The organism is Permianibacter fluminis, from assembly GCF_013179735.1.
Lineage (GTDB): Bacteria > Pseudomonadota > Gammaproteobacteria > Enterobacterales > Permianibacteraceae > Permianibacter > Permianibacter fluminis.
This window is the reverse complement of the sequence record NZ_JABMEG010000001.1, coordinates 632,882-652,737: the sequence shown is the minus strand read 5'-3', so window position 1 is coordinate 652,737 and position 19,856 is coordinate 632,882. Positions and strand designations below refer to the sequence as shown.

17 protein-coding genes are annotated in these 19,856 nt (G+C 58.5%); 7 read left to right on the top strand and 10 right to left on the bottom strand.

From position 1 onward, the window contains the following. Nucleotides 1-73 precede the first annotated feature (73 nt). The 3 genes from HPT27_RS02820 to HPT27_RS02810 all read left to right on the top strand — a co-directional run bounded on the left by HPT27_RS02820 (nt 74) and on the right by HPT27_RS02810 (nt 3,262). Nucleotides 74-1,030 (top strand): GlxA family transcriptional regulator, encoded by a 957-nt coding sequence (locus HPT27_RS02820; protein ID WP_172238645.1) that lies wholly within the window; start codon nt 74-76, stop codon nt 1,028-1,030. Between the two features lie 152 nt (nt 1,031-1,182). Continuing rightward, nucleotides 1,183-2,280: a phosphatidate phosphatase App1 family protein gene (locus HPT27_RS02815; RefSeq protein ID WP_172238642.1), complete on the top strand. Its 1,098-nt coding sequence runs from the start codon at nt 1,183-1,185 to the stop codon at nt 2,278-2,280. A 172-nt stretch (nt 2,281-2,452) separates the two neighbouring features. Then, nucleotides 2,453-3,262, top strand: coding sequence for a BPSS1780 family membrane protein (locus tag HPT27_RS02810; protein ID WP_172238639.1), 810 nt, complete (start codon nt 2,453-2,455; stop codon nt 3,260-3,262). A gap of 146 nt (nt 3,263-3,408) precedes the next feature. On the opposite strand, the gene HPT27_RS02805 is transcribed toward HPT27_RS02810, so the two are convergent. Both HPT27_RS02805 and HPT27_RS02800 read right to left on the bottom strand, forming a co-directional pair. Continuing rightward, complete coding sequence (locus HPT27_RS02805) at nt 3,409-4,269, bottom strand: MBL fold metallo-hydrolase (RefSeq protein WP_172238636.1); 861 nt, start codon at nt 4,267-4,269, stop codon at nt 3,409-3,411. Nucleotides 4,270-4,348: 79 nt separating this feature from the next. Next, nucleotides 4,349-6,376, bottom strand: a complete 2,028-nt coding sequence (locus HPT27_RS02800) for a GGDEF domain-containing protein (protein ID WP_172238633.1) — start codon at nt 6,374-6,376, stop codon at nt 4,349-4,351. Between the two features lie 356 nt (nt 6,377-6,732). Here HPT27_RS02800 and HPT27_RS02795 point away from each other — a divergent pair, with 356 nt between their 5' ends. Next, complete coding sequence (locus HPT27_RS02795; protein ID WP_172238630.1) at nt 6,733-7,101, top strand: hypothetical protein; 369 nt, start codon at nt 6,733-6,735, stop codon at nt 7,099-7,101. A gap of 358 nt (nt 7,102-7,459) precedes the next feature. On the opposite strand, the gene HPT27_RS02790 is transcribed toward HPT27_RS02795, so the two are convergent. Next, on the bottom strand, nt 7,460-8,395 hold the full coding sequence (locus tag HPT27_RS02790; RefSeq protein ID WP_235950839.1) for a LysR family transcriptional regulator: 936 nt from the start codon (nt 8,393-8,395) through the stop codon (nt 7,460-7,462). 136 nt (nt 8,396-8,531) lie between these two features. Here HPT27_RS02790 and HPT27_RS02785 point away from each other — a divergent pair, with 136 nt between their 5' ends. Beyond that, nucleotides 8,532-9,548 carry a zinc-dependent alcohol dehydrogenase family protein gene (locus HPT27_RS02785; RefSeq protein WP_172238627.1) on the top strand — a complete coding sequence of 339 codons (1,017 nt, stop codon included), beginning with the start codon at nt 8,532-8,534 and terminating at the stop codon, nt 9,546-9,548. Between the two features lie 123 nt (nt 9,549-9,671). Here HPT27_RS02785 and HPT27_RS02780 read toward each other — a convergent pair whose 3' ends face one another. The 3 genes from HPT27_RS02780 to putP form a co-directional block, all read right to left on the bottom strand. Then, nucleotides 9,672-10,382: a hypothetical protein gene (locus tag HPT27_RS02780; protein ID WP_172238624.1), complete on the bottom strand. Its 711-nt coding sequence runs from the start codon at nt 10,380-10,382 to the stop codon at nt 9,672-9,674. Between the two features lie 327 nt (nt 10,383-10,709). Further along, complete coding sequence (locus tag HPT27_RS02775) at nt 10,710-12,062, bottom strand: KAP family P-loop NTPase fold protein (RefSeq protein WP_172238621.1); 1,353 nt, start codon at nt 12,060-12,062, stop codon at nt 10,710-10,712. A 131-nt stretch (nt 12,063-12,193) separates the two neighbouring features. Then, complete coding sequence (putP, locus tag HPT27_RS02770; RefSeq protein WP_172238618.1) at nt 12,194-13,672, bottom strand: sodium/proline symporter PutP; 1,479 nt, start codon at nt 13,670-13,672, stop codon at nt 12,194-12,196. Between the two features lie 337 nt (nt 13,673-14,009). On the opposite strand from putP, the gene HPT27_RS02765 reads away from it, so the two are divergent. Further along, entirely contained in the window at nt 14,010-14,762 is a 753-nt protein-coding gene (locus HPT27_RS02765; protein ID WP_172238615.1) for a class I SAM-dependent methyltransferase, read from the top strand. Nucleotides 14,763-14,790: 28 nt separating this feature from the next. Beyond that, the gene (locus tag HPT27_RS02760; protein WP_172238612.1) at nt 14,791-15,594 is read left to right on the top strand and encodes a hypothetical protein; all 804 of its coding nucleotides are present in this window, start codon (nt 14,791-14,793) and stop codon (nt 15,592-15,594) included. 127 nt (nt 15,595-15,721) lie between these two features. On the opposite strand, the gene HPT27_RS02755 is transcribed toward HPT27_RS02760, so the two are convergent. The 4 genes from HPT27_RS02755 to HPT27_RS02740 form a co-directional block, all read right to left on the bottom strand. Then, the gene (locus tag HPT27_RS02755; RefSeq protein WP_172238609.1) at nt 15,722-16,408 is read right to left on the bottom strand and encodes a cytochrome b/b6 domain-containing protein; all 687 of its coding nucleotides are present in this window, start codon (nt 16,406-16,408) and stop codon (nt 15,722-15,724) included. 125 nt (nt 16,409-16,533) lie between these two features. Further along, nucleotides 16,534-16,737, bottom strand: a complete 204-nt coding sequence (locus tag HPT27_RS02750; protein ID WP_172238606.1) for a CstA-like transporter-associated (seleno)protein — start codon at nt 16,735-16,737, stop codon at nt 16,534-16,536. A 390-nt stretch (nt 16,738-17,127) separates the two neighbouring features. After that, entirely contained in the window at nt 17,128-19,170 is a 2,043-nt protein-coding gene (locus HPT27_RS02745; RefSeq protein ID WP_172245029.1) for a carbon starvation CstA family protein, read from the bottom strand. A 254-nt stretch (nt 19,171-19,424) separates the two neighbouring features. Further along, a complete protein-coding gene (locus tag HPT27_RS02740; protein ID WP_172238603.1) occupies nt 19,425-19,793 on the bottom strand; it encodes an endonuclease domain-containing protein in 369 nt (122 codons plus the stop codon). Nucleotides 19,794-19,856 lie beyond the last annotated feature (63 nt).

The following is a 19,856-nucleotide window of genomic DNA, read 5'->3' as shown; positions in this document are numbered from 1 at the left end:
ACGAACCCCGCCGCTGGCGCAATACTGTCCAAATTGACAACTTTGATAGCGCTATTGCCATGAAGGACAGGCCATGAATATCGCCGTGCTGGCCCTGGAGGGGGTGTTCGATACCGGTATCAGCACCGTGCTCGATGTCTTCCACAGTGCCAACGAACTCAACCAGCTGACCCAGCTGCAGGCGCCGGCGCTGACCGTGCAGGTGGTCGGCTTGCGGCCCACGGTGCAGAGCGCACTGGGCTGGCAGATCCCGGTGCAGCCGGTTCCGGCGGCCACGCCGGATTGGGTCGTGGTGCCGGCCATCGGCTACAAGCTGCCCGAGGCTCTGGTGCCGGCGCTGGCCCGTGCCGATGTCATCGACGCTGGCGCCCAGTTGCGCCAGTGGGCCGGGCAAGGGGCCAGCATTGCCGCTGCCTGCATCGGCACCTTTGTTCTCGCCGAAAGCGGTCTGCTGAACCAGCATCAGGCCACCACCACCTGGTGGCTGGCGCCGCTGTTCCGCCAGCGCTATCCGGAAGTGCAATTGAACGCCGAGCAAATGATTGTCGCGGATCGCAATTGCGTAACGGCCGGCGCCGCGCTGAGCCATGTCGATCTGGCGTTCTGGCTGTTGCGGCAACACAGCCCGGCGCTTGCCAGTCTGGTCGCCAAATATCTGGTGGTCGATTCGCGGCCCGCGCAATCGGCCTATGTAATTTCCGATCATCTGGCCCGGGCCAATCCGCTGGTGGAGCAATTTGATCGCTGGGCGCGCGCGCATCTCGCGCAGCCGTTCAATCTCGATGCCGCCGCAGCGGCGCTCGCCACCAGCAAACGCACGCTCGCCCGTCGACTCAACGCGGTGCTGGGCAAATCGCCGGTGGCTTATCTGCAGGACCTGCGCATCGAACGTGCGGTGCATTTGCTGAAGACTAGTCAATACAGCGTCGACCAGATCGCCGAGCAGGTCGGTTACGCTGATGGCGTCACGCTGCGGACGCTGATGCGCCGGCGCCTGGGTTTGGGTATCAAGGAATTGCGCCGTGCCTAGTCAGTGCTTGAGCAACGCGGCGGCGATGGCGCAGGTGCTACGGTGATCGGCTGTACTGGAGTCTGCTATCGTGGCCGCTCCGTCGGGTTCCTGTGTTTGGTGGAAAATATCAGAGCCGCGATGACGGCCAAGAGAAAAGGAAAGTTCGCTACATGAAAACGACGTCGCCGTTCGCTGTGTTGCTCGGTGCAAGCCTCATCACCTGGGCTGCATTCGTCTCGGCAAATGACATCAAGCACGATGAATACATTCAGTTTGCCCGCGGCATCGCCACGCTGAACAAAGACGGTCTGGTTGAAGGCCAAATCACCGCCTGGGTGTATGAGAAAGAAAGTCGGCCGGGCGCCAAGCAATTGTTCGCGACCTTTGCCGGGTTTGATGTTGAGGCCATGTCCGAGCGGGAACGAAGCAACTTTGATAACCGGACCCAACTGTTCCGATTTGATTCGGAGCATGGCAAGCAAATCACGCTGCACCTGTCGCCGAACAAAACACTGACACTGCCAGCCACCGATTCCGACGGCATCACCCGCGCGCAGCTGACGCTGGCGCCACTGAGCGAGCTAAGCGTAATCCAAACACCCGGCGCAGCACCGGTCATTGACTATCACGCCGTGTTGCCGGCAAACGACAACCGGGAATTCAACGGCCAACTCTTGCTGGTGCCCGAGACCGGCGTATCGGTGGTGTCCGATATCGACGACACCATCAAGGACAGCAACGTCCGCAATCGCACCGAGTTGCTGAACAATACCTTTGTTCGTGACTTCCGGGCGGTGGCTGGCATGGCCGAGCGCTACGGCCGTTTTGCTGCCGAAAATACCACGGTGCGCTTTCACTACCTGTCCAGCAGCCCGCACCAACTCTATCCCGCGATTGACGAGTTTCTGCAAGGCAATGGCTTTCCCGTCGGCAGCCTCCATTTGCGCTATCTCGATGTTTCGGACGAGCTGTTCGGCAACGGCGACAGCTCTCGGCGGCAAAAGCTCAATACGCTGCAGCAGTTGCTGCAGCAATTCCCGCAGCGCCGATTTCTGTTGATAGGCGATTCCGGCGAAGCCGATCCGGAGATCTACGCCGAAACGGCGCGCCGTTTTCCGCAGCAAGTGTTGGCCATTTACATCCGTGATGTCACCGGCGAACCGGCAACGGCCGCGCGCTACCGCGACACGTTTGCCGGCTTGCCAGCCGGCCAGTGGCAGATCTTTACCGAGCCCGGCAGCTTGCCGGCGATTGCGCCGCTGCCGTAGAAATTGGGTAGAAGCTATCGCGTAAACGCGAAGCAGCTGCAGATGCCTTCTAGGCGCCGCCAATACAGTTGTGGTCGCCAAACGGCAACGGCATACTCGAACCGTTTGTGATGACCGGCGCCGGGCTTTCCTGCCCGTCGCTTTGTGGGGAAAAAGGCGTAGGGAGGGCTTCATGACCAATCAGAACAGCAATAATCCGTATCAACCGCCGGTGGCCAATGTGGAGCCGCCGATGACGCCGGTGGGCGGCGACTTTATTGATGGTGGCCGCACCGTGCCGGCAGGTAATGCCGCCAACTGGCTCGGCGAGGCCTGGCGACTGTTCGCCAAATCGCCGGGCATCTGGATCGCCAACATGCTGATCCTGTTTGTGCTGGCGATGATGGTGAATTTTGTCCCGATACTCGGTGGTCTGGCATCAAGCGTGCTGACCCCGGTGATCATCGGCGGCCTGATGCTGGGCTGCCGTGAACTGGATGGCGGTGGTCAACTGAAAATCGAGCATCTATTTGCCGGCTTCAAAACGCACGCCGGCCCGCTGATGCTGCTAGGTCTCTTGGTGTTGGTCGCCATTGTTGCGGTGATCATTGTGCTGACCATTCTTGCCATGTTGTTTCTGGGCGCCGGCTTTTTCAGCTCGTTCTCAGGTGGTGAGTCGGCCATTCTCAACTTTATCGGCCAATATGGTCTCAAGTTCCTGTTGATCATGTTGCTGCTCTACATGGCGTTGATCATCCCGGTGTCGATGGCCTACTGGTTTGCACCGGCGCTGATCGTGCTGCACGGCATCGAGCCGCTAGCCGCGATGAAGCAAAGCTTCAAAGGCTGTCTGCGCAATTTCCTGCCGTTTCTGCTGTACGGCATTTTGCTGCTGATCTTGATGATCATCGGCATGATCCCGCTGCTGCTCGGCCTGTTGGTCGTTGTGCCAATGATGTATGCGTCGATGTACACCGCGTACAAGGACATTTATCTGCGCTAGAAAGATTCCGACCCCAGCGGAACGCGACGCAAAGTAATCACCCCGGCCCAGGCCGGGGTTTTTTCTGCCGGCAAATAACGAACGGGAGTCAGCGGCGTTTACTGCGGGTGATGGCATCTGTGCGACGAGCGCGCACAGCGGGCCGCTCAGTTCTGCTTGCCAAACTGATTGAGGGGAATGCTCAGATACCGCACACCATTCTCAGCAGCGGCTGGCAGCTCGCCGCCACGCAGATTGCAAATAATCGATGGCCAGAACAGTGCAGGTACCGGCAGGTTGGCATCGCGGCCCTGGCGCAGCTCAACAAACGCATTTTGTGTTTTGCCGTTGCCAACATGAATATTGTCGGCGCGCTGTTCGGCCACACTGGTCTGCGAGCGGGCAGCGCGGCCCTGTACCGGATAGTCGTGGCACAGATGCAGCGTGGTGTCATCGGGTAGATTCAGCAGCGCCTGAATACTGCTGAACAATTGCTCGGCGCTGCCACCGGGAAAATCGCAGCGAGCGCTGCCAACATCCGGTGCAAACAGCGTGTCACCAACAAAGGCATGCTGGCCAATGCGGTAGCACAAGGAATCGGCAGTGTGGCCGGGCGTGGCCATCACGGCGACAGCAAAACTGCCTGCTTGCAGCACGTCGCCATCACGCAGCAGGCGATCAAAGCCGTGCACATTCGCGGTCTGGTTTTGGGTTATACCCAGCGTGTCAGCAAAATTGTCCAACACCTCAACAATGCCGGCACCAATCGCCAGTGGTGCACCAAGTTGCGCCTTAAGGTAAGCGCCGGCCGAAATATGATCGGCATGGGCGTGGGTCTCCAGCAACCAGTGAACCTGCAGCGTGCGCTCGGATAGCCACGCCAGCAACTGATCGGCGCTGCGCGTGCTCACCGTCGCCGAGCGGGCATCAAAGTCGAGCACCGGATCAATCACCACGGCATCGCTGCCGGCACTGACCACGTGGGTCCAGGTGCCGGTATCCGGATGAAAAAACGACTTCACTTCCACTAACGCTTCTCCAAAGCAGCGACATAAAGTGCTCGATGAAGAGCAAGCTGCGGCCACAATCGGCACATCCGGCAACCGGTCAATGCGTCATCGACACCGTCACAGCTACGGTGTGTTGCTCAATGGCATGTGCCAGCGGTTGCTTCAACACCGCATCGAGCTGGTCCAACGACGACAGGCTGACATTGTCGATCATGACCCAGCGATTGCGGCCGCTGGCCTTGCCGAAATACAGCGCTGCATCGGCGAGGCTGACAAGTCGGTTCCAGAGGCTGCTCGCGTCGCCGTCGATAAACGGGTGCTTGATGGCGCCGATGGTACAGGTCACGGCAAACGGTTCCTGCTCCGGCAGCGAAAACGGGTCGCCGTTGACCGTGGCCAATAGGCGGTCGGCAAGCTGCTGGGCTTGCTCGGCACTTTCCAACCGGGCGACAAACAGAAACTCTTCGCCGCCCCAGCGAACGAACAGGTCCGTGTCGCGGATGGCGCCCTGTATCCGGCGACTGAATTCCACCAACACCTGATCGCCAACGCTGTGGCCGAAGCGGTCATTGATACTTTTGAAGTAATCAATGTCGATCAGGAAAATGCCGAGCACAGCCTTTGGATGCGTGCGGCGCAGACGCTGATATTGCGAGAACTCGCGATCAATCTGCTGTTCCAGAAAGCGCCGATTGCCCAGCGAAGTCAGACTGTCCTTGACGCTCAGCTGCTCAAACTGCTCGGCCAGTTTCTTCTTTTGCCGCCACTGCGACAGAATCAGCAACACCACTACCAGCAGTAACAAGCTGAGCGTAATAAACAGATTCTGGCGCTGGGCGTTGGTGGCATCGCGCTCACGCTGCAACTCCTTTTGCTGCTCCAGCACCACGGTTTTCAGCTCGGATTCACGCTGCAGCCGTTTGACTTCGGTATTGGAGGCCGCGCTGGAGCCGCGTCGGTGCAGTTGTGGCTCCAGCGTGTTGACAAACAAATCGCGCAGCCGAGTCAGGCCGGCGAGGGCGATGTCGGCATCCGCGCTATTCGACAAGCGCTTGTAGACGTCCAGCTGCACTTCCACCGTGGTGGCCGGGCTCAGTTGCAAACAGGCAGTAACGGATTGATTGCGATCCCAGTGCCGGATGGCGAGTTGGCGGTAACAGGTCAGATATTGTTGCACCACCGGATCATTGGCATAACGGCTTTCATTCGCATCGCTCAGGCCACGCAAATAGGCCTTGGCCTGATCGACACGGCCGAGCTCGGCGGCGGCCACCGCAGCAAAAATCAGGCTGCTGTTTTTGTAGTTCTCGCTGCGTTTGCTAACCCCGTCAAAATACGGCAGCGCACGTTGGTAATCTTGCAAGTGCAACAGATAGGCAATGCCGGTGTTGAATTCGGTCAGTGCGATGGTGTCTTCGATCAGTGCCCGGTCGATGCTGGCATCGCCGCTGCTTAGCCGCTGCTCGCTTTGGCTCTTCACCTTGGCCAACAGTTCAATGCCCTTGTTGATGTAATGGGCATCGCCATTGACGATGTAGTTGGTGGCCGTGTCGGTCATAATCGACAGCATCAACTCGGCATTGTCGACCGGTACCTCTGACAGCGCCAGTTCATAACTTTCAAACGCTCCGGCGATATCGCCGGCCTGCGATTGCCGCCACGCCATGTCGGCGAGCACCTGCGCCGCCGCCGATTGATTACCAAACTGCTTGGCCTCGTGCACCAGTTGCAGCAGCAATGGCAGCTGCTCGTCAACACTTGGCTTGCTGATCAGAATGCAACGTTCGCGGTAGTAAATGTCATCGCGAAGCGGCTCGTTGCTTTGGCACAGCGCGGTCGCTTCTTTGGTTCGGTTGTCGTAATAGTATTCGTGGAAAAGAATGCGCTGATAGCGGTACTGGTTGGCGCTGTCAGGTGTCGCCCGCAGCTGCTGCTGCAACCAGTCAATGCGGGTCTGCAGTGGCCAGGCATCATATTCGGCGGGGATGGGCGGCAGTGCTCTCACTTCAGCCAGCGTCAGTTCGGCCGCGCAGGGCAATGCCAGCAGGCAAAGCAGACACAGCAAGGCCCGCAGCCGTCCGGCCAGACTGAACCTGCCGAGTTGCAATTGCCCAACCTGAACCATAGCCCTGCTCGCGGCCCCGACCCACCGGTAATCTACAGTGTAGCAAGTCAGGCTGGCCGGGCCGAGCGGCGTTAACGTGGCCGAGCTGAGCAAAACCTTAGAGGGCCTATAGCAGCTCCATCTTGTAGCGTGCCCACCTGTGGCGCTCAGTGACCTGACTACCAAGCGCGCTATGACGTACCCGACGACTTCCCCGCCTACCGGTTTGCGACTGTAGTGTTTTGTGGCACTGCGACCTGTATCACAAACGGATCGGCGTTCAGCGACTTTCCTTCAAGGCCGGCAGCGCCAGTGCCTATTTGTCTTGTTCTGCCCGTCGTCCATCCCGCTTATCGCACGGAACCGGAGACACCCTCATGTCCAGAACCGCTTTGCTGTTCCCTCTCGTGTTGTCAGTTGTAGCCATGGCGCCAGCCCATGCCGAAAATGCCGCTACCGTGAACTGTCCCAACAGCATCAACGATCGCAGCGCTGTGATTGATTCTCTGCACGCACTCGGCAGCCGCCTCGCCATGGGCCGCATCTGCGCAATGAATGAAGATGTGTTGCTGCAGCTCAAGCACCAAACGCTGTCACGTTATGCCGGCTGCCTGCTGACGTACCAGATCAAAGCCACGGAAATTCAGGATGCCCTGGAAGCGCCGCGCTTGGAGGCGCATACCGTATGGAAACAAGCGAAAGACAAGTCGCTGCTGTGCAAACAGGTGCGCCTGGCGACCAATTAAATGGTCAATTAGCCAGTAGCCAGTAGCCAGTAGGGCGGGTTCAGCGCGTAGCGCCAACCCGCCATTTCGAATTACGCACCCCTCTTACGCACCCTCTTCAAATCACGAAGTGGTGGATTGCTTCGCGAATCAACCCTACGCCGAGCCGTGATCCGTTTTACGCGCGTTGCATCTTGTTTTACGGCCGCCAGCTGCCGGTGTCCGTTGGTAAAATGCAATCCAACATCGCGCGTGACCTGCTCCACGTGCAGTAGGTGTCGGAATCGGACAGTCAGTCTCACGTAGGGCGGACCGTGATCCGCCATTTCGCAACACCCAGCAAACCAGTACGTTACGACGCATTCTGAGTTGGCACACTTTAGGCGGGCAATGGCAATGTTGCCGTGAGCCGCGCCGGCATTTCTGCAACCAGTGCGTCAATTGCCACCCGCATTTTTGCCGGCAGGTGCCGTTGCTGTGGCCAGAGTGCATGAATCGCCATTTTGGTCGAGCCGACATCGGCAATCGCCAAACGTTTCAGTTCACCGCGCTGTACGTGTGTTGTTGCCAACCAATGTGGCAGGCGGGTGATGCCGGCGCCGGCCATGGCGGCATCCGCCATGGCTTGCACATCGTTAAAGCGCAGCCGGCGTTTGACTTTCAGTTCCTGAATGTGGCCACCGGCATCGCGAATTTGCCACGGCGTTTCCGGGCCGACGCCGGCATAAGCAATCGCGCTGTGGCCGGCAAATTCATCAGCGGTGTTCGGCTCGCCGTGCGCGTGCAAATAATGCGGAGCGGCGTACAGCGCGAGCTGCTGCGTGCCGAGCGGGCGCGCGGCAAGGCTGGCGCTGTCGGGCAAGTCGCCAATGCGCACGGCCAGATCGAATCCTTCCTCCAGCAAATCAATCACCCGGTCGGTAAATGCCATTTCCAATTCCAGTTGCGGATAGCGCTGCACCAGTTGACTCAGAATCGGCGCGACGCAAAGCCGGCCGAGTAGGGTCGGTGCCGTGATCCGCAAGCGGCCCATGGGTTCGCGACCACCGGCGTCGAGCTCCGCTTCGGCGGCTTCGAGCTCAGCCAACAACCGCTTGCAGCGTTCATAAAACAGTTGGCCGCTTTCGGTCAGGCTCTGGCTGCGTGTTGTCCGATGAAACAGCCGCACCCCCAGCCGGAGCTCCAACCGGGCAATGCTTTTGCCCACCGCCGACCGGGTCTGGTGCAGACGTTCGGCGGCGACGGCAAAACTGCCGGCCTCCACGGCCTGAACAAAGCTGGCAATGCCCTTCAGGCGCTCATCCATTCCGGCCATATTGGTTCCAAATAGGCAACTAATTGCTGATGAAACTACGCCACTGGCGCCCGCATGTCACCTATAGACTGACTTCCATCGTATCGACAGCCGTTCTGCGGGTAGCCGCAGGCACGACGTGACCGGGAGCATGACCATGAAGGCATACCGAATTCATCGAGGCGGGCAGATTGACGGCCTGGAGCAAGTGCAGGAAACCCTGGCGGCCCCGGCCGCGCACGAAGTGCAGGTAAGGATGCGCGCCGTCGCGCTCAACTACCGGGATCTGGCGGTTGCGCGCGGCCAGATGGGCGCCACCGACCGGGCCATCGTGCCGGGCTCGGATGGCGCGGGCGAAGTGATCGCCATTGGTTCGGCGGTGACACGGTTTCGGGTTGGTGATCGGGTGGTCGCGGCGTTCTATCCCAACTGGATTGATGGTCCGGTCAGCACGGAGGCCACCGCGGTATCGTTCGGTGGTTTGCTCGATGGCATGTTGGCCGAGCAGGTAAATGTGCCGGAATCGGCGTTGGTGCCAATTCCAGACGGCATCAGCTTTGAGGCGGCAGCCACCGTGCCCTGTGCCGGGGTTACGGCCTGGCATGCCCTGTTTGCAGAACTGCCGCTCGTCGCCGGTGAAACGGTATTGCTGCTGGGCACCGGTGGTGTCTCGATGTGGGCGCTGCAACTGGCAAAAGCGGCCGGCCTGCGTGTGATCATCACCTCATCGGACGATGACAAACTCCGCCACGCTCTGGCGCTCGGTGCCGACATCGGCATCAACTACGCGCGCATCCCCGATTGGTCGCAAGAAGTGTTGCGACTGACCGATGGCCGCGGTGTCGACAAAGTGTTGGAGATCGGTGGCAAAGGCACGTTCAAATCGTCGGTGGCCTCGGCCAAGATTGGCGGCGCCGTCATGATGGTCGGTGGCGTCAGTGGCGGTTTTGGTGTCGAGCTCGACCCGTTTGCGCTGGCCATGAACAAGCGGGTGGTCGGCATTGTGGTGGGCAACCGCGCGATGACCGAGGCAGTGCTCAAGTTTGCAGCGTTGAACCGCATCAAGCCGGTGACCGACCGTGTATTTGGCTTTTCCGAAGTGCGCGAAGCCTACCGCTATCTTGCAACAAACAAGCATGTTGGCAAGGTGTTGATCACAGTTGCTGATAGCTGAGCAATGCCGTCAAGAAGGCCAGAGCATTCATCGTTGGGATTTGATCTGAATTGAAGAAATTTGAAGGGGTCTGACGCCTTAAACAGGGCGCCTTAAATAGAACCCCTTAAATTGCACAGATGGTCACTCGCCACGCAGCGCTCGCATCAGCAACACCGGCATCAGCTCCACTTTGCCGTACTTCTCGTTTTCAATCGCGCGCATGCGGTCCATGGCTTCATTCCGCTGCTTGATTTCTTCAGGGCTCAAACTATTCCGGCGCTGCGTTGCCAGTTTCATGATTTGCCAGTCGGCCATGTAATCGGGCCTGTTCAGCAGCTCCGCCGATTTTTGATAAACGCCGACAATTTCCTGCTTCTTGTTGCTGCAAGTGGTGCGGGCTTCTTCCGGTTTGCCGGCAGGATCATAGCGCCAGCCGGGCGAATAGCCGTCGCTGCGGGCCAATTCATCCAGACTTGCCAATCTCTGGGCTGCGGACACGAACTCCTGCGGCGCATTGAAAATGGCTGAACTGATGGTGCCGTTGAGCTCATCTGTCGCCGCGGTCAACTCGTCTACCTTGCCGCTGTCCCGCCACCACGGCGAGTAAAGCAAGCGATCGCAATCCAGCCGTAGCCGCGCGGTTTGAATCAAGAAGCTTGCATCGGCGACCCGGCCGGCTGCCAAGGCCTGACGCGCTGCCTCGGTCAATCCAGCGCTGGCTGTGCCGGCGATATTGGTGAGCGCGGCGTCGACGCTATTTACGCTGTCAGAGCCGGTCGCCTGTTCTGCATAGCAGGGTGCCAGCAGCAGCCCAAGCAGCAGCGTGCTTAAAATCCGCAAAAAATTTTTCATCTCAATCAAGCTCCACTAAGTGCAATGCCGAATAAACAGAGAAAGCATCAAAGGACCATGCCACAGATAAACCGATGTGGTAATGCAAGACCTGACTCTCGCATCTTGCTGCGAAGGATCTTCCGCCGCATGTGAGAGTCGATAGATAGCACTCGGCGGAAACGCTTTGCGGTTCCATTGCCCTACGAGATCTGAAGTATCACCGCAACCAGATCTTTCTGTATGGTGACGATAACGCAAAGTCACGACGTGGTAGCCCGGAACGAGCGTAGCGGGTTCCGGGGAAAGGATCCTGGGTCATGCTGCGCACGACCCAGGCTACGCTTGCTAAAAATCCATAGGTAAATCGAGTGCTCGATTTGCCGATTCCATGACCAATTTCCAGTCGCCATGGCCAAAAAAATTCCTATAATTGCTTTGATCATCTGGCTTCACATCAATAGAGATTTCGCCATCTAAACTGCGATAGGCAGATGACAGGACATTCAAATTCGATTTATGCCAAGTACTATTGCCAGGCTGAAATTGCTCCGCAAAATTTTTCAGTAAGTCCGACACCTCCCCACAAGCGCTTCTATTCATCGCTCTAACTCGGCCAAACAAGTCGGGGTATTTCAGTTTGAGTGATACGAGATGTGCCATAAGTGCCCCATATCGGCACCCAGACAGAACAAAAAGTGCGCAGGCCCGTTCAATATCTCGGAGAGATAGTTTGTAGTCGATAGCGAAATGTGGAAGGGCGTCAACGAAGCCATTTATGCTGTTGTCATACTGTTCTATAGTGAAATTTGACAGAACTTTATTGACATATTGTTGAATCCTGTTGAAACCGATCTCGCCTCCAGTTCTGGGGTTTGGTAGGGACAGTCCGAGATGAATAAATTTCCCGAGATATGTGCTGGCATCAGTTTCGGAGCCATAAACACCTCGCACAGCGCCTTCCAACTGCGTTCTATTTATGAGAAGTACAAACACGATGTTCTGCACTTCAAAGAAATGCTTTATCCTCTCAACAAGACTAACTGCGAATCTCGGATTACACCTGTCGAGTTCATCTATAAATATGACGACAGGATTTGGCTGCTTCTCTGCGTATGAAGCCAACAATTTCCTAAAAGAGGCAATTGAGTTTTTCTCTTTATCGTAATCCTGTATTTTCTCTGCAACCATCGTCTCTGTTATGCCGCCCAATTCAGAAACTATACTTTTCATCTCAGAAGATATGGTTTCTGATAGGCCGGCAGTGCCTAAGGCAAATCGACCAACCCCATCGACAAGTAATTTTGCCGCGGCAGGAAGAATTGCCTTGCCGACAGTTGCCGCCTTATCAATAAAGGCCAGTTTCGTCGACTCATCACCCTCAAGTAGTTGAGCAATTTCCGAAGCTATCAATAAGAATGGATCAGAAACGTAGTCCTGCTGGAACGCGTCGATATAGATAGTCTTGCGGTTTGATTTTCTAAGAAAATTAGCCCAGTTTCTTCCAAGCCATGTTTTACCTTCTCCCCACGGCGCGTCTATAGCAATGACAGCACCGACTTTCAGTCTGTCTATATACCCTGTGAGAATCTCTGCTGTAGCTTTTCTACCAAGCAAATCACCATTGAAGGGCATAAGTGCATCGCATGTGCTTCCGGCCACGTTTAGTGGAGCAGACGCAATTTGATTCTGTTTCAGCACCTTTCAGCCTCCTTGCGGGTATTGCTGTTGCGAATCTATATGAAGCCGGCTCGGTACGTTGGGCTACTAAGCCCAACGTATACGCTCGCTAATCTCTGTTGGACTTCGCAAGCTCAGTTCAACCTCCAATCTCACTTCACCATCGCCTGCATCTTGCCAAACGCCGTCTTCATCTCCTCTGACGGCTCTTTGTCCAGCTTGCTGCCCACCACAATCGCGATACAGGCAAAGGCAAAGCCCGGCACCATTTCATACAAGCCAAACCAGCCGCCGTTGCGCCAGATGATCACGGTCACGGCACCGACCAACATGCCAGCGAGGGCGCCGTTGCGCGTCATGCGCGGCCAGAGCAGTGAGAACAAAACAACCGGACCAAACGCAGCACCGAAGCCGGCCCAGGCGTAGCCGACCAGGCCGAGCACGCGGCTGTCCGGATTTGATGCAATGCCAATCGCCAGCACGGCGACGGCGAGCACCATCAGGCGGCCGAACCAGACCAGTTCTTTTTGCGAGGCGTTCGGGCGCAGGAAGGCTTTGTAGAAATCTTCGGTGAGCGCAGACGAGCAAACCAGCAATTGGCAGGAGAGTGTGCTCATTACCGCCGCGAGAATGGCACTCAAGAGAATGCCGGCGATCCACGGATTGAACAGCACTTGTGCGAGCGTGATGAACACGGTTTCGCGGTTCGCGGTGACCGGTGCCGCTTGATCCGGGTGCGCGGCAAAGTAGGCGATGCCGAAGAAGCCGACGGCCATGGCGCCGAAGAGACAAACAATCATCCAGGTCATGCCGATGCGGCGGGCGTTTTTCATGGTGGCGTAACTTTCGGCGGCCATGAAGCGGGCGAGGATGTGCGGCTGGCCCATGTAACCGAGGCCCCAGGCCATCAGCGAGACGATGCCGATAAACGTGGTGCCGCGGAACCAGTCGGTGTAGTTCACATCGACCGCTTGAATGGTGCTGATGGCGTGATCAAAACCGCCGAGGTTCACCAGCACCATGATCGGCGCCAGCAGCAGCGCGAAGATCATCAGCGTGGCTTGCACGGTGTCGGTCCAGCTCACGGCGAGAAAGCCACCAATGAACACATAGATGATGGTGGCGGCAGCGCCGGCCCACAGCGACACGCCGTACGAGAAACCAAAGGTTTCCTGGAACAGGCGCGCACCGGCGACCATGCCGGAGGCGCAGTAGATGGTGAAGAACACCAGAATCACAATCGCGGCGAGTACGCGCAGAATTTTGCTGTGGTCTTCAAAACGGTGACTGAAGTAGTCGGGCAGGGTCAGCGCGTTGTGAGTGATCTCGGTGTACACGCGCAGGCGGCCGGCGACCATATACCAGTTGAACCAGGCGCCAATGATGAGGCCAATGGCGATCCAGCTTTCCGATAGGCCGCTGGCGAACAGCGCACCGGGCAGACCCATCAGCAACCAGCCGCTCATGTCGGAGGCGCCGGCGCTCATCGCGGTGACAAACGAACCGAGGCTGCGGCCGCCAAGGATGTAATCGGACAGGTTGTTGGTGTAGCGCCAGGCGGCGAAACCGATGCCGATCATGGCGAGGATGTAGATGATGAAGGTGATGCTGGTCGGGTTGCTGAAGTCCATTGGCGGCGGGCCTTGTTGTTGGTCTTGGCAGAGTGGAACGAAATGCCACGAAGTGCGGGCATTCTGCGGGCAGTTGGCGCCGGGGGCAATTGTGCGGAGCGGCAAGGTGTCGCGGTGGTTACTGGCAGGGGGGATTGGGTGGAGCGTTTAGCGAGAGTGGTTGAAGGTTGAGGGAAGGGGGCGGCCCTTCGACGGGTACGCGGTATTGGCCGGATTTGCCCCGGCCTCGCGACTCGCCGGGTCGAACCACCGCGGCAAGGCGTGCAGGCGCCAGCGGGATGATCTAGCCTACAGCCATGTCGTGGATTCCCGCCGCGACCATGGATGATGTTCTCTTATGCTGTTACCTGACGATATTGCCCTCGGCAATACCTACAACTTTGTCGTCGCCCATTTGCCGCGTGCGCCTGCCCGGGTGCTGGAAGTCGGTGCTGGCGATGGCGCGCTGGCCGAGCGCCTGCAACAACGCGGTTACGAAATCACGGCGCTGGATAGCGACACCACGGCGGTCACCGCGGCCCGGGCGCGCGGCGTGCGTGCGGTTGCGGCGGTCTGGCCGGAGTACAACGACGCGCCCTTGCAGGCGATTTTGTTTACCCGCTCGCTGCATCAAATCTCGCCGCTGAAAAAAGCGATTCTGCGTGCCAAGCAATTGCTGGCGCTGGATGGCGTGCTGCTGATCGAAGACTTTGCCCACGCCCAGGCGCGGCCGCAGGACATCGAGTGGTGGTGTCGTCATGCCGGGGATTGGTTGAAATCGTTTGCTGCGTCGTCGGAAGAAGGCGTTAGCCGCGAGTTCCGGCTCGACAGCACGGCTGCGCGCTTGCTGACAGCAAAAAATCCGATCGAAGTCTGGCGCGAGCAGCACGATCGTCCGCGCCATGATGCCGATGAAATTGACGCCGAGTTGCGGCTGCAGTTTGGCAACGTCCGGATGGAAGGCGCGCCGTATTTTTTCCGCTATCTCGCTGCCGCGCTGCCGGCCAATACCCGCTACACACCGCTGCTGCGTTATGCCTATGAACAGGAGTTGATGGCGATGACATCCGGCAAGCTCGGGCCACTGGGCCGCCGTTGGATCTGCCGTTGAGCGCCGCGACCATGTGTTGGAATGCGGAATGAAGCCACTCAGCTCGCCATCATCCTTTTCTTTCCGGCAAATCTGCTGGCAGCCTGCCGCACGCGCGTCATCGTCACTAATCGTCGCGTTACTATTGCTGCAGTTGAGCACCAAAGCGCAGGCGGTTGATGCCGGGTTTCGTTTGTGCACGGAAGACCAGCCGTCGCTGCCGCTGTCCAATCTGGATCCGGCCCATCCCGGGACGGCGCAGGTGCTGATCGCGACGGCGGCCAGCAATCTGAAACTGAACATCGAGCATTACACCGACACCTGGCAAAACTGTCAGCGCCACTTGAAAGCGGGAACTACCGATGCGGCGAATATCGCATCGTATGCCGGTATCAACAAAGTGATTGCCGTGTTTCCGATGCGCGGTGACAGCGCGGACCCGAGCAAGGCGCTCGGGCACATTCCGACGCTGCTGTATCGGCGGGTGGGGACAAACGTGGATTTTGTCAACGGCACGTTCGTCAATCTGAAAACGTCGGTTGGCGTTCTGAATTCATATCAAGCCAACAGTGTTGATGTCGGTCGCGCCGGCGGCATCGTCGATGACCGTTCACACAGCGTGCATTCGTTGGCGCGCCGACTGCTGGCCGGCAAACTGGATTTGGTTGCGGCGGACCCGAGTCTGGCCGAGCTGGTGAAGCGGGAATACAGCGGTCAAATCGAGGCCTTGCCGAACTGGCTCAACAACGAGCCGCACTATCTGGTGTTCACACCCACGTACTACGCCCGTAACCGGGATCTGGTCGAGGCCTTTTGGGCCGAGCTGGCGCGCCTGCGCAGTCGCCAGCCCTGAACAATCTGCCCTGCTTGCTAACGACGATTTGATTACGTCTTCACGCTGTCATTTCTGCGGGTGCTCTCGCCGGAATGACAGTTTGATTTGGATTCCAGAACTTGCTCAGCGCTCGCCAAACATTGTCTCAATGCGGTGAAGAGTCTTTCCAGCCGGTCAGCATGGCCGCAACCAATTTCTCTTTGTGCTGGCGGCTGGCAACAATCACGCCGAGCACATGCAGCACGACCAATGCCAGCGCCAGGTTGGCAAAAAATTCGTGCAGCTCTTCCCATTGCTCGTGACGGGCATAGGCAGCTTCATGGTCGGCCGCACTGGTCGACAGAGTTGTCGATGTGCCTGTCGCTGTGACGGCGACTTCGCTACCACGCGTCTCGTGTTCTTCACCGGCTTCGCCGGCTTCCTCTTCGCGTTCGGATTCGGCGCTGAATGCGGCCTTGGTCTGGCCCGGCAGATCACCGTTCAATGCCAAGCCGGTGACGACGATACCGCTCAGTGACAGCAACAGCGCAAACACCATCAGCGCGCCGAGTGGATTGTGGCTCAGATAGCGGGCCGGCTGACCGCGAAAACTGCCGCGCACATAGTTAAGCGTTTCCCGCGGCGAATACAGAAACGCCGTGAAGCGGGCGTAACGCCCGCCGACAAAACCCCAGAGCAAGCGGAACGCGACCAACCCGGCCACGGCATAACCGGCATAGACATGCAACGGGCTTTCGTCTTCGGAGGTGAGCCAGGCCAGCGCAAACGCTGCGACCAGCGACCAGTGAAACACCCGCACGCCCAGATCCCAAACCTTGATACGTTCCGCCATGATCATGCCTCCATCAGTACTGGGCCCAAGCATGAACCCTGCGGATTAGCTTGGGCTTAACGGACCGTGACGAAATCGCTTGGGTTTGCGCGCGATCAAACGATCGTGGGCATGGCGCGCCCGGATCAGCAGCAACGCGGTCGGTCGCTGCCGCTTTCATAACGGCTGCGCTGGGCCTGATCATAGAACGCCCGCCGATTGAGTACCGGCTGGTCAGGATGGCTGGCCCGCATATGCGTCAGATAGCGCTCGTAATTGGGCAAGCCGAGCAGGCGGTCGAGCGCTTCACGCCAGTGCCCGAGCGTTAATCCGATTGTGGTGCTGGCCATGAATCAGCTCCTGCTTATCGTTTGTGGTGGGGCGCGGCACTTACTCCACCTCATTCCTTGTCTCGGGAGTTCTTTGCACCTCCCCCTGTGAAGGGGGAGGCCGGGAGGGGGTAGTTGCCGCCCCGAATCACGATTGCGTCACCGCTGCCTGAAGCAGTGCTTCTTTCAGCGCCGGCGCTTTCCTTGCGACGGAAGTCTTTCGCTCCTCCCCCTGTGAAGGGGGAGGCCGGGAGGGGGTAGTTGCCGCCCCGCATCACGACTGCGTCACCGCCGCCAGAAACGACGCTTCGTTCAACACCGGCGCTTTCCTTGCGACGGAAGTCTTTCGCTCCTCCCCCTGTGAAGGGGGAGGCCGGGAGGGGGTAGTTGCCGCTCCTCCTCATGACTGCATCACGACTGCGTCACCGCCGCCTGAAACGGCGCTTCTTTCAGCGCTGGCGCTTCACCGCGCCAGATGCGCAGGCAAGCACGCAAGGCCACCACCGCCATCGCGATCACAATCAGCGCAAACAGCGCGCACAGACCGGCGTTGATCTGGTCGTTCAACACAATGCGACTCATGTCATCGAGCGACTTCGCTGGTGGCAAAATCTCGCCGCGTTCCAGCGCGGCACGGAATTTCTCAGCGTGCGAAAGAAAGCCGATGCGAACGTTGTCGTGAAACAGTTTTTGCCAGCTGGCCGTAAGGGTCACAATCAACAACCACGCCGCCGGCAGTGCGGTCACCCAGACCAGCAAACCGCGCCGCATCTTGACCAGCAGCACGGTGGCAAACAGCAGCGCCATCGCCGCCAGCATCTGATTGGCGATACCGAACAACGGCCACAGCGTATTGATGCCGCCGAGCGGATCAATTACGCCTTGGTAAAGGAAATAACCCCAGCCAAACACACACAACGACGTCGCCACGAGATTGGCGGTCAGTGAATGGGTGTGGCCCAGTTTGGGCACGTACTGGCCAAGCAGATCCTGAATCATGAACCGGCCGACGCGGGTACCGGCATCAAGCGTGGTCAGAATGAACAGCGCTTCAAACAGAATGGCGAAGTGATACCAGAACGCCATCATCGCGGGGCCGCCGAACACGCTGCTGAAAATCTGCGCCATGCCAACGGCCAGCGTCGGCGCGCCACCGGCGCGCGACAGGATACTGCTCTCGCCAATGTCCTTGGCGGTCTGCACCAGCACATCCGGTGTGATGACAAAGCCCCAGCTGTTGATGACCGCTGCTGCCTGTTCCGGCGTGGTGCCAATCAGCGCCGCCGGACTGTTAAGTGCAAAATAAACGCCCGGTGTCAGCACGCAAGCCGCAACCATGGCCATCACCGCAACGAACGACTCCATCAACATGGCGCCGTAACCAATCGGCCGGATATGCGATTCGCGTTCAATCAATTTGGGTGTGGTGCCGGACGCCACCAAGGCATGAAAGCCGGACACAGTACCGCAGGCGATGGTGATAAACAGGAACGGAAACAGACTGCCGGCAAACACCGGACCGCTGCCATCGGTGAACGAGGTCAGCGCCGGCATGTGCAATTCCGGCAGCGTAATGGCAATGCCAATCGCCAAACCAAAAATGGTGCCGATTTTCAGGAAGGTGCTGAGATAATCGCGCGGTGCCAGCAACAGCCAGACGGGCAACACCGAGGCGATAAAACCATAACCGATCAATCCCCAGGCCAGCGTCTTGCCGTCCAGATCAAACCACGCCGCCAGCGCCGGTGAGTGCGCGATTTCCTGCCCGGCATACAGCGACAGCACCAGCAACACCACGCCGATCAGCGACACTTCACCGACCCGGCCCGGCCGCAGATAACGCAGATACACGCCCATGAACACCGCGATAGGAATGGTCAGCACCAGTGTGCTGACACCCCAGGGGCTGCCGATCAACGCTTTCACGACAACGAGTGCCAGCACGGCGAGCAGAATGATCATGATCGCGAGAATGCCGAACATCGCCAGCTTGCCGGCAAAGGTGCCGATCTCTTCACGGATCATGTCGCCGAGCGATTTGCCGTTGCGCCGCGTCGAGGCAAACAGCACCACCATGTCCTGCACTGCGCCGGCAAACACCACGCCGACCACCAGCCAGATCGTGCCGGGCAGATAACCCATCTGCGCGGCGAGCACCGGGCCGATCAACGGACCGGCCCCGGCAATCGCAGCAAAGTGATGACCGAACAGCACCGCCTTGTGGGTCGGCACAAAATCCTTGCCGTCGTTGACCACGTGCGCCGGCGTCAGCCGTTGATCGTTCAACTGCAAGACGCGGTCGGTGATAAAGCGGGCATAAAACCGATAACCGATGGCGTACACCGACAGCGCCGTCACCACCAGCCACAGCGCGTTGATCGTCTCGCCCTGATGCAAGGCAATGGTGGCCAAACCACCCGTCGCCACCAAGCCCAACACCACCCACAGCGCCATGCGCGGCCATGCCAGATTCACGTTCGTCCCCCGTTATCTTTTTGCGCGGCGCCTCGGTAATACACTGGCGCCGCTGATTCGGTCGGTACAGTAACGCAGATAGCGGAGATGGGCTACCGCTCAGAACGGCGGAGCATTTGATGGCCAACATGGCTCCGCGCAATACGACTCTCTCCCCTGTCAGGGGGAGGGGGCAAGACTGTTCCTCCTCCTGTGAAGGGGGAGGTCAGGAGGAGGTAGTAGTCGCGCGGAACTCAGCAGTCCTTGGATTGCAACGTTATCGCGATGTGTTGCAAAACCCCGGGCAGATTATCGATGACATCCTGATTCGTGACCCGAACAACCTGCAAGCCCAGTTCTGCCAGATAAGCGTCGCGGTCACTGTCGTACTGGCGAGCTTCGGTGTCGGTGTAATGACTGTCACCGTCTACTTCGATAACGAGTCTGGCTTCTGCGCAGTAAAAGTCGACAATGTAGGAACCCATATTGTGCTGCCGGCGAAACTTCACGCCGAGTTGTTCACCGCGCAGCGCTTGCCAAAGTCGATGTTCTGGTGCTGTCGGGTTGTTGCGCAGTTCGCGGCGGAACTCTGCGCTGGATTTGCGGTTGAAAGTGAAACCCATTGCTTCGCCTCCATGGCTTGCAAATAGCATCCGGTAGCGGAGCGGCAACTACCCCACCCCGGC

Excerpts from the sequence above, each read along its gene's own strand:
- HPT27_RS02780 (WP_172238624.1), bottom strand. The coding sequence starts at position 10,382 with ATGAAAAATTTTTTGCGGATTTTAAGCACGCTGCTGCTTGGGCTGCTG.
- HPT27_RS02765 (WP_172238615.1), top strand. The coding sequence starts at position 14,010 with ATGCTGTTACCTGACGATATTGCCCTCGGCAATACCTACAACTTTGTC.
- HPT27_RS02790 (WP_235950839.1), bottom strand. The coding sequence starts at position 8,395 with ATGGCCGGAATGGATGAGCGCCTGAAGGGCATTGCCAGCTTTGTTCAG.
- HPT27_RS02760 (WP_172238612.1), top strand. The coding sequence starts at position 14,791 with ATGAAGCCACTCAGCTCGCCATCATCCTTTTCTTTCCGGCAAATCTGC.
- HPT27_RS02755 (WP_172238609.1), bottom strand. The coding sequence starts at position 16,408 with ATGGCGGAACGTATCAAGGTTTGGGATCTGGGCGTGCGGGTGTTTCAC.
- HPT27_RS02815 (WP_172238642.1), top strand. The coding sequence starts at position 1,183 with ATGAAAACGACGTCGCCGTTCGCTGTGTTGCTCGGTGCAAGCCTCATC.
- HPT27_RS02740 (WP_172238603.1), bottom strand. The coding sequence starts at position 19,793 with ATGGGTTTCACTTTCAACCGCAAATCCAGCGCAGAGTTCCGCCGCGAA.
- HPT27_RS02820 (WP_172238645.1), top strand. The coding sequence starts at position 74 with ATGAATATCGCCGTGCTGGCCCTGGAGGGGGTGTTCGATACCGGTATC.
- HPT27_RS02795 (WP_172238630.1), top strand. The coding sequence starts at position 6,733 with ATGTCCAGAACCGCTTTGCTGTTCCCTCTCGTGTTGTCAGTTGTAGCC.
- HPT27_RS02810 (WP_172238639.1), top strand. The coding sequence starts at position 2,453 with ATGACCAATCAGAACAGCAATAATCCGTATCAACCGCCGGTGGCCAAT.
- HPT27_RS02800 (WP_172238633.1), bottom strand. The coding sequence starts at position 6,376 with ATGGTTCAGGTTGGGCAATTGCAACTCGGCAGGTTCAGTCTGGCCGGA.
- HPT27_RS02745 (WP_172245029.1), bottom strand. The coding sequence starts at position 19,170 with ATGGCGCTGTGGGTGGTGTTGGGCTTGGTGGCGACGGGTGGTTTGGCC.
- HPT27_RS02750 (WP_172238606.1), bottom strand. The coding sequence starts at position 16,737 with ATGGCCAGCACCACAATCGGATTAACGCTCGGGCACTGGCGTGAAGCG.
- putP (WP_172238618.1), bottom strand. The coding sequence starts at position 13,672 with ATGGACTTCAGCAACCCGACCAGCATCACCTTCATCATCTACATCCTC.
- HPT27_RS02785 (WP_172238627.1), top strand. The coding sequence starts at position 8,532 with ATGAAGGCATACCGAATTCATCGAGGCGGGCAGATTGACGGCCTGGAG.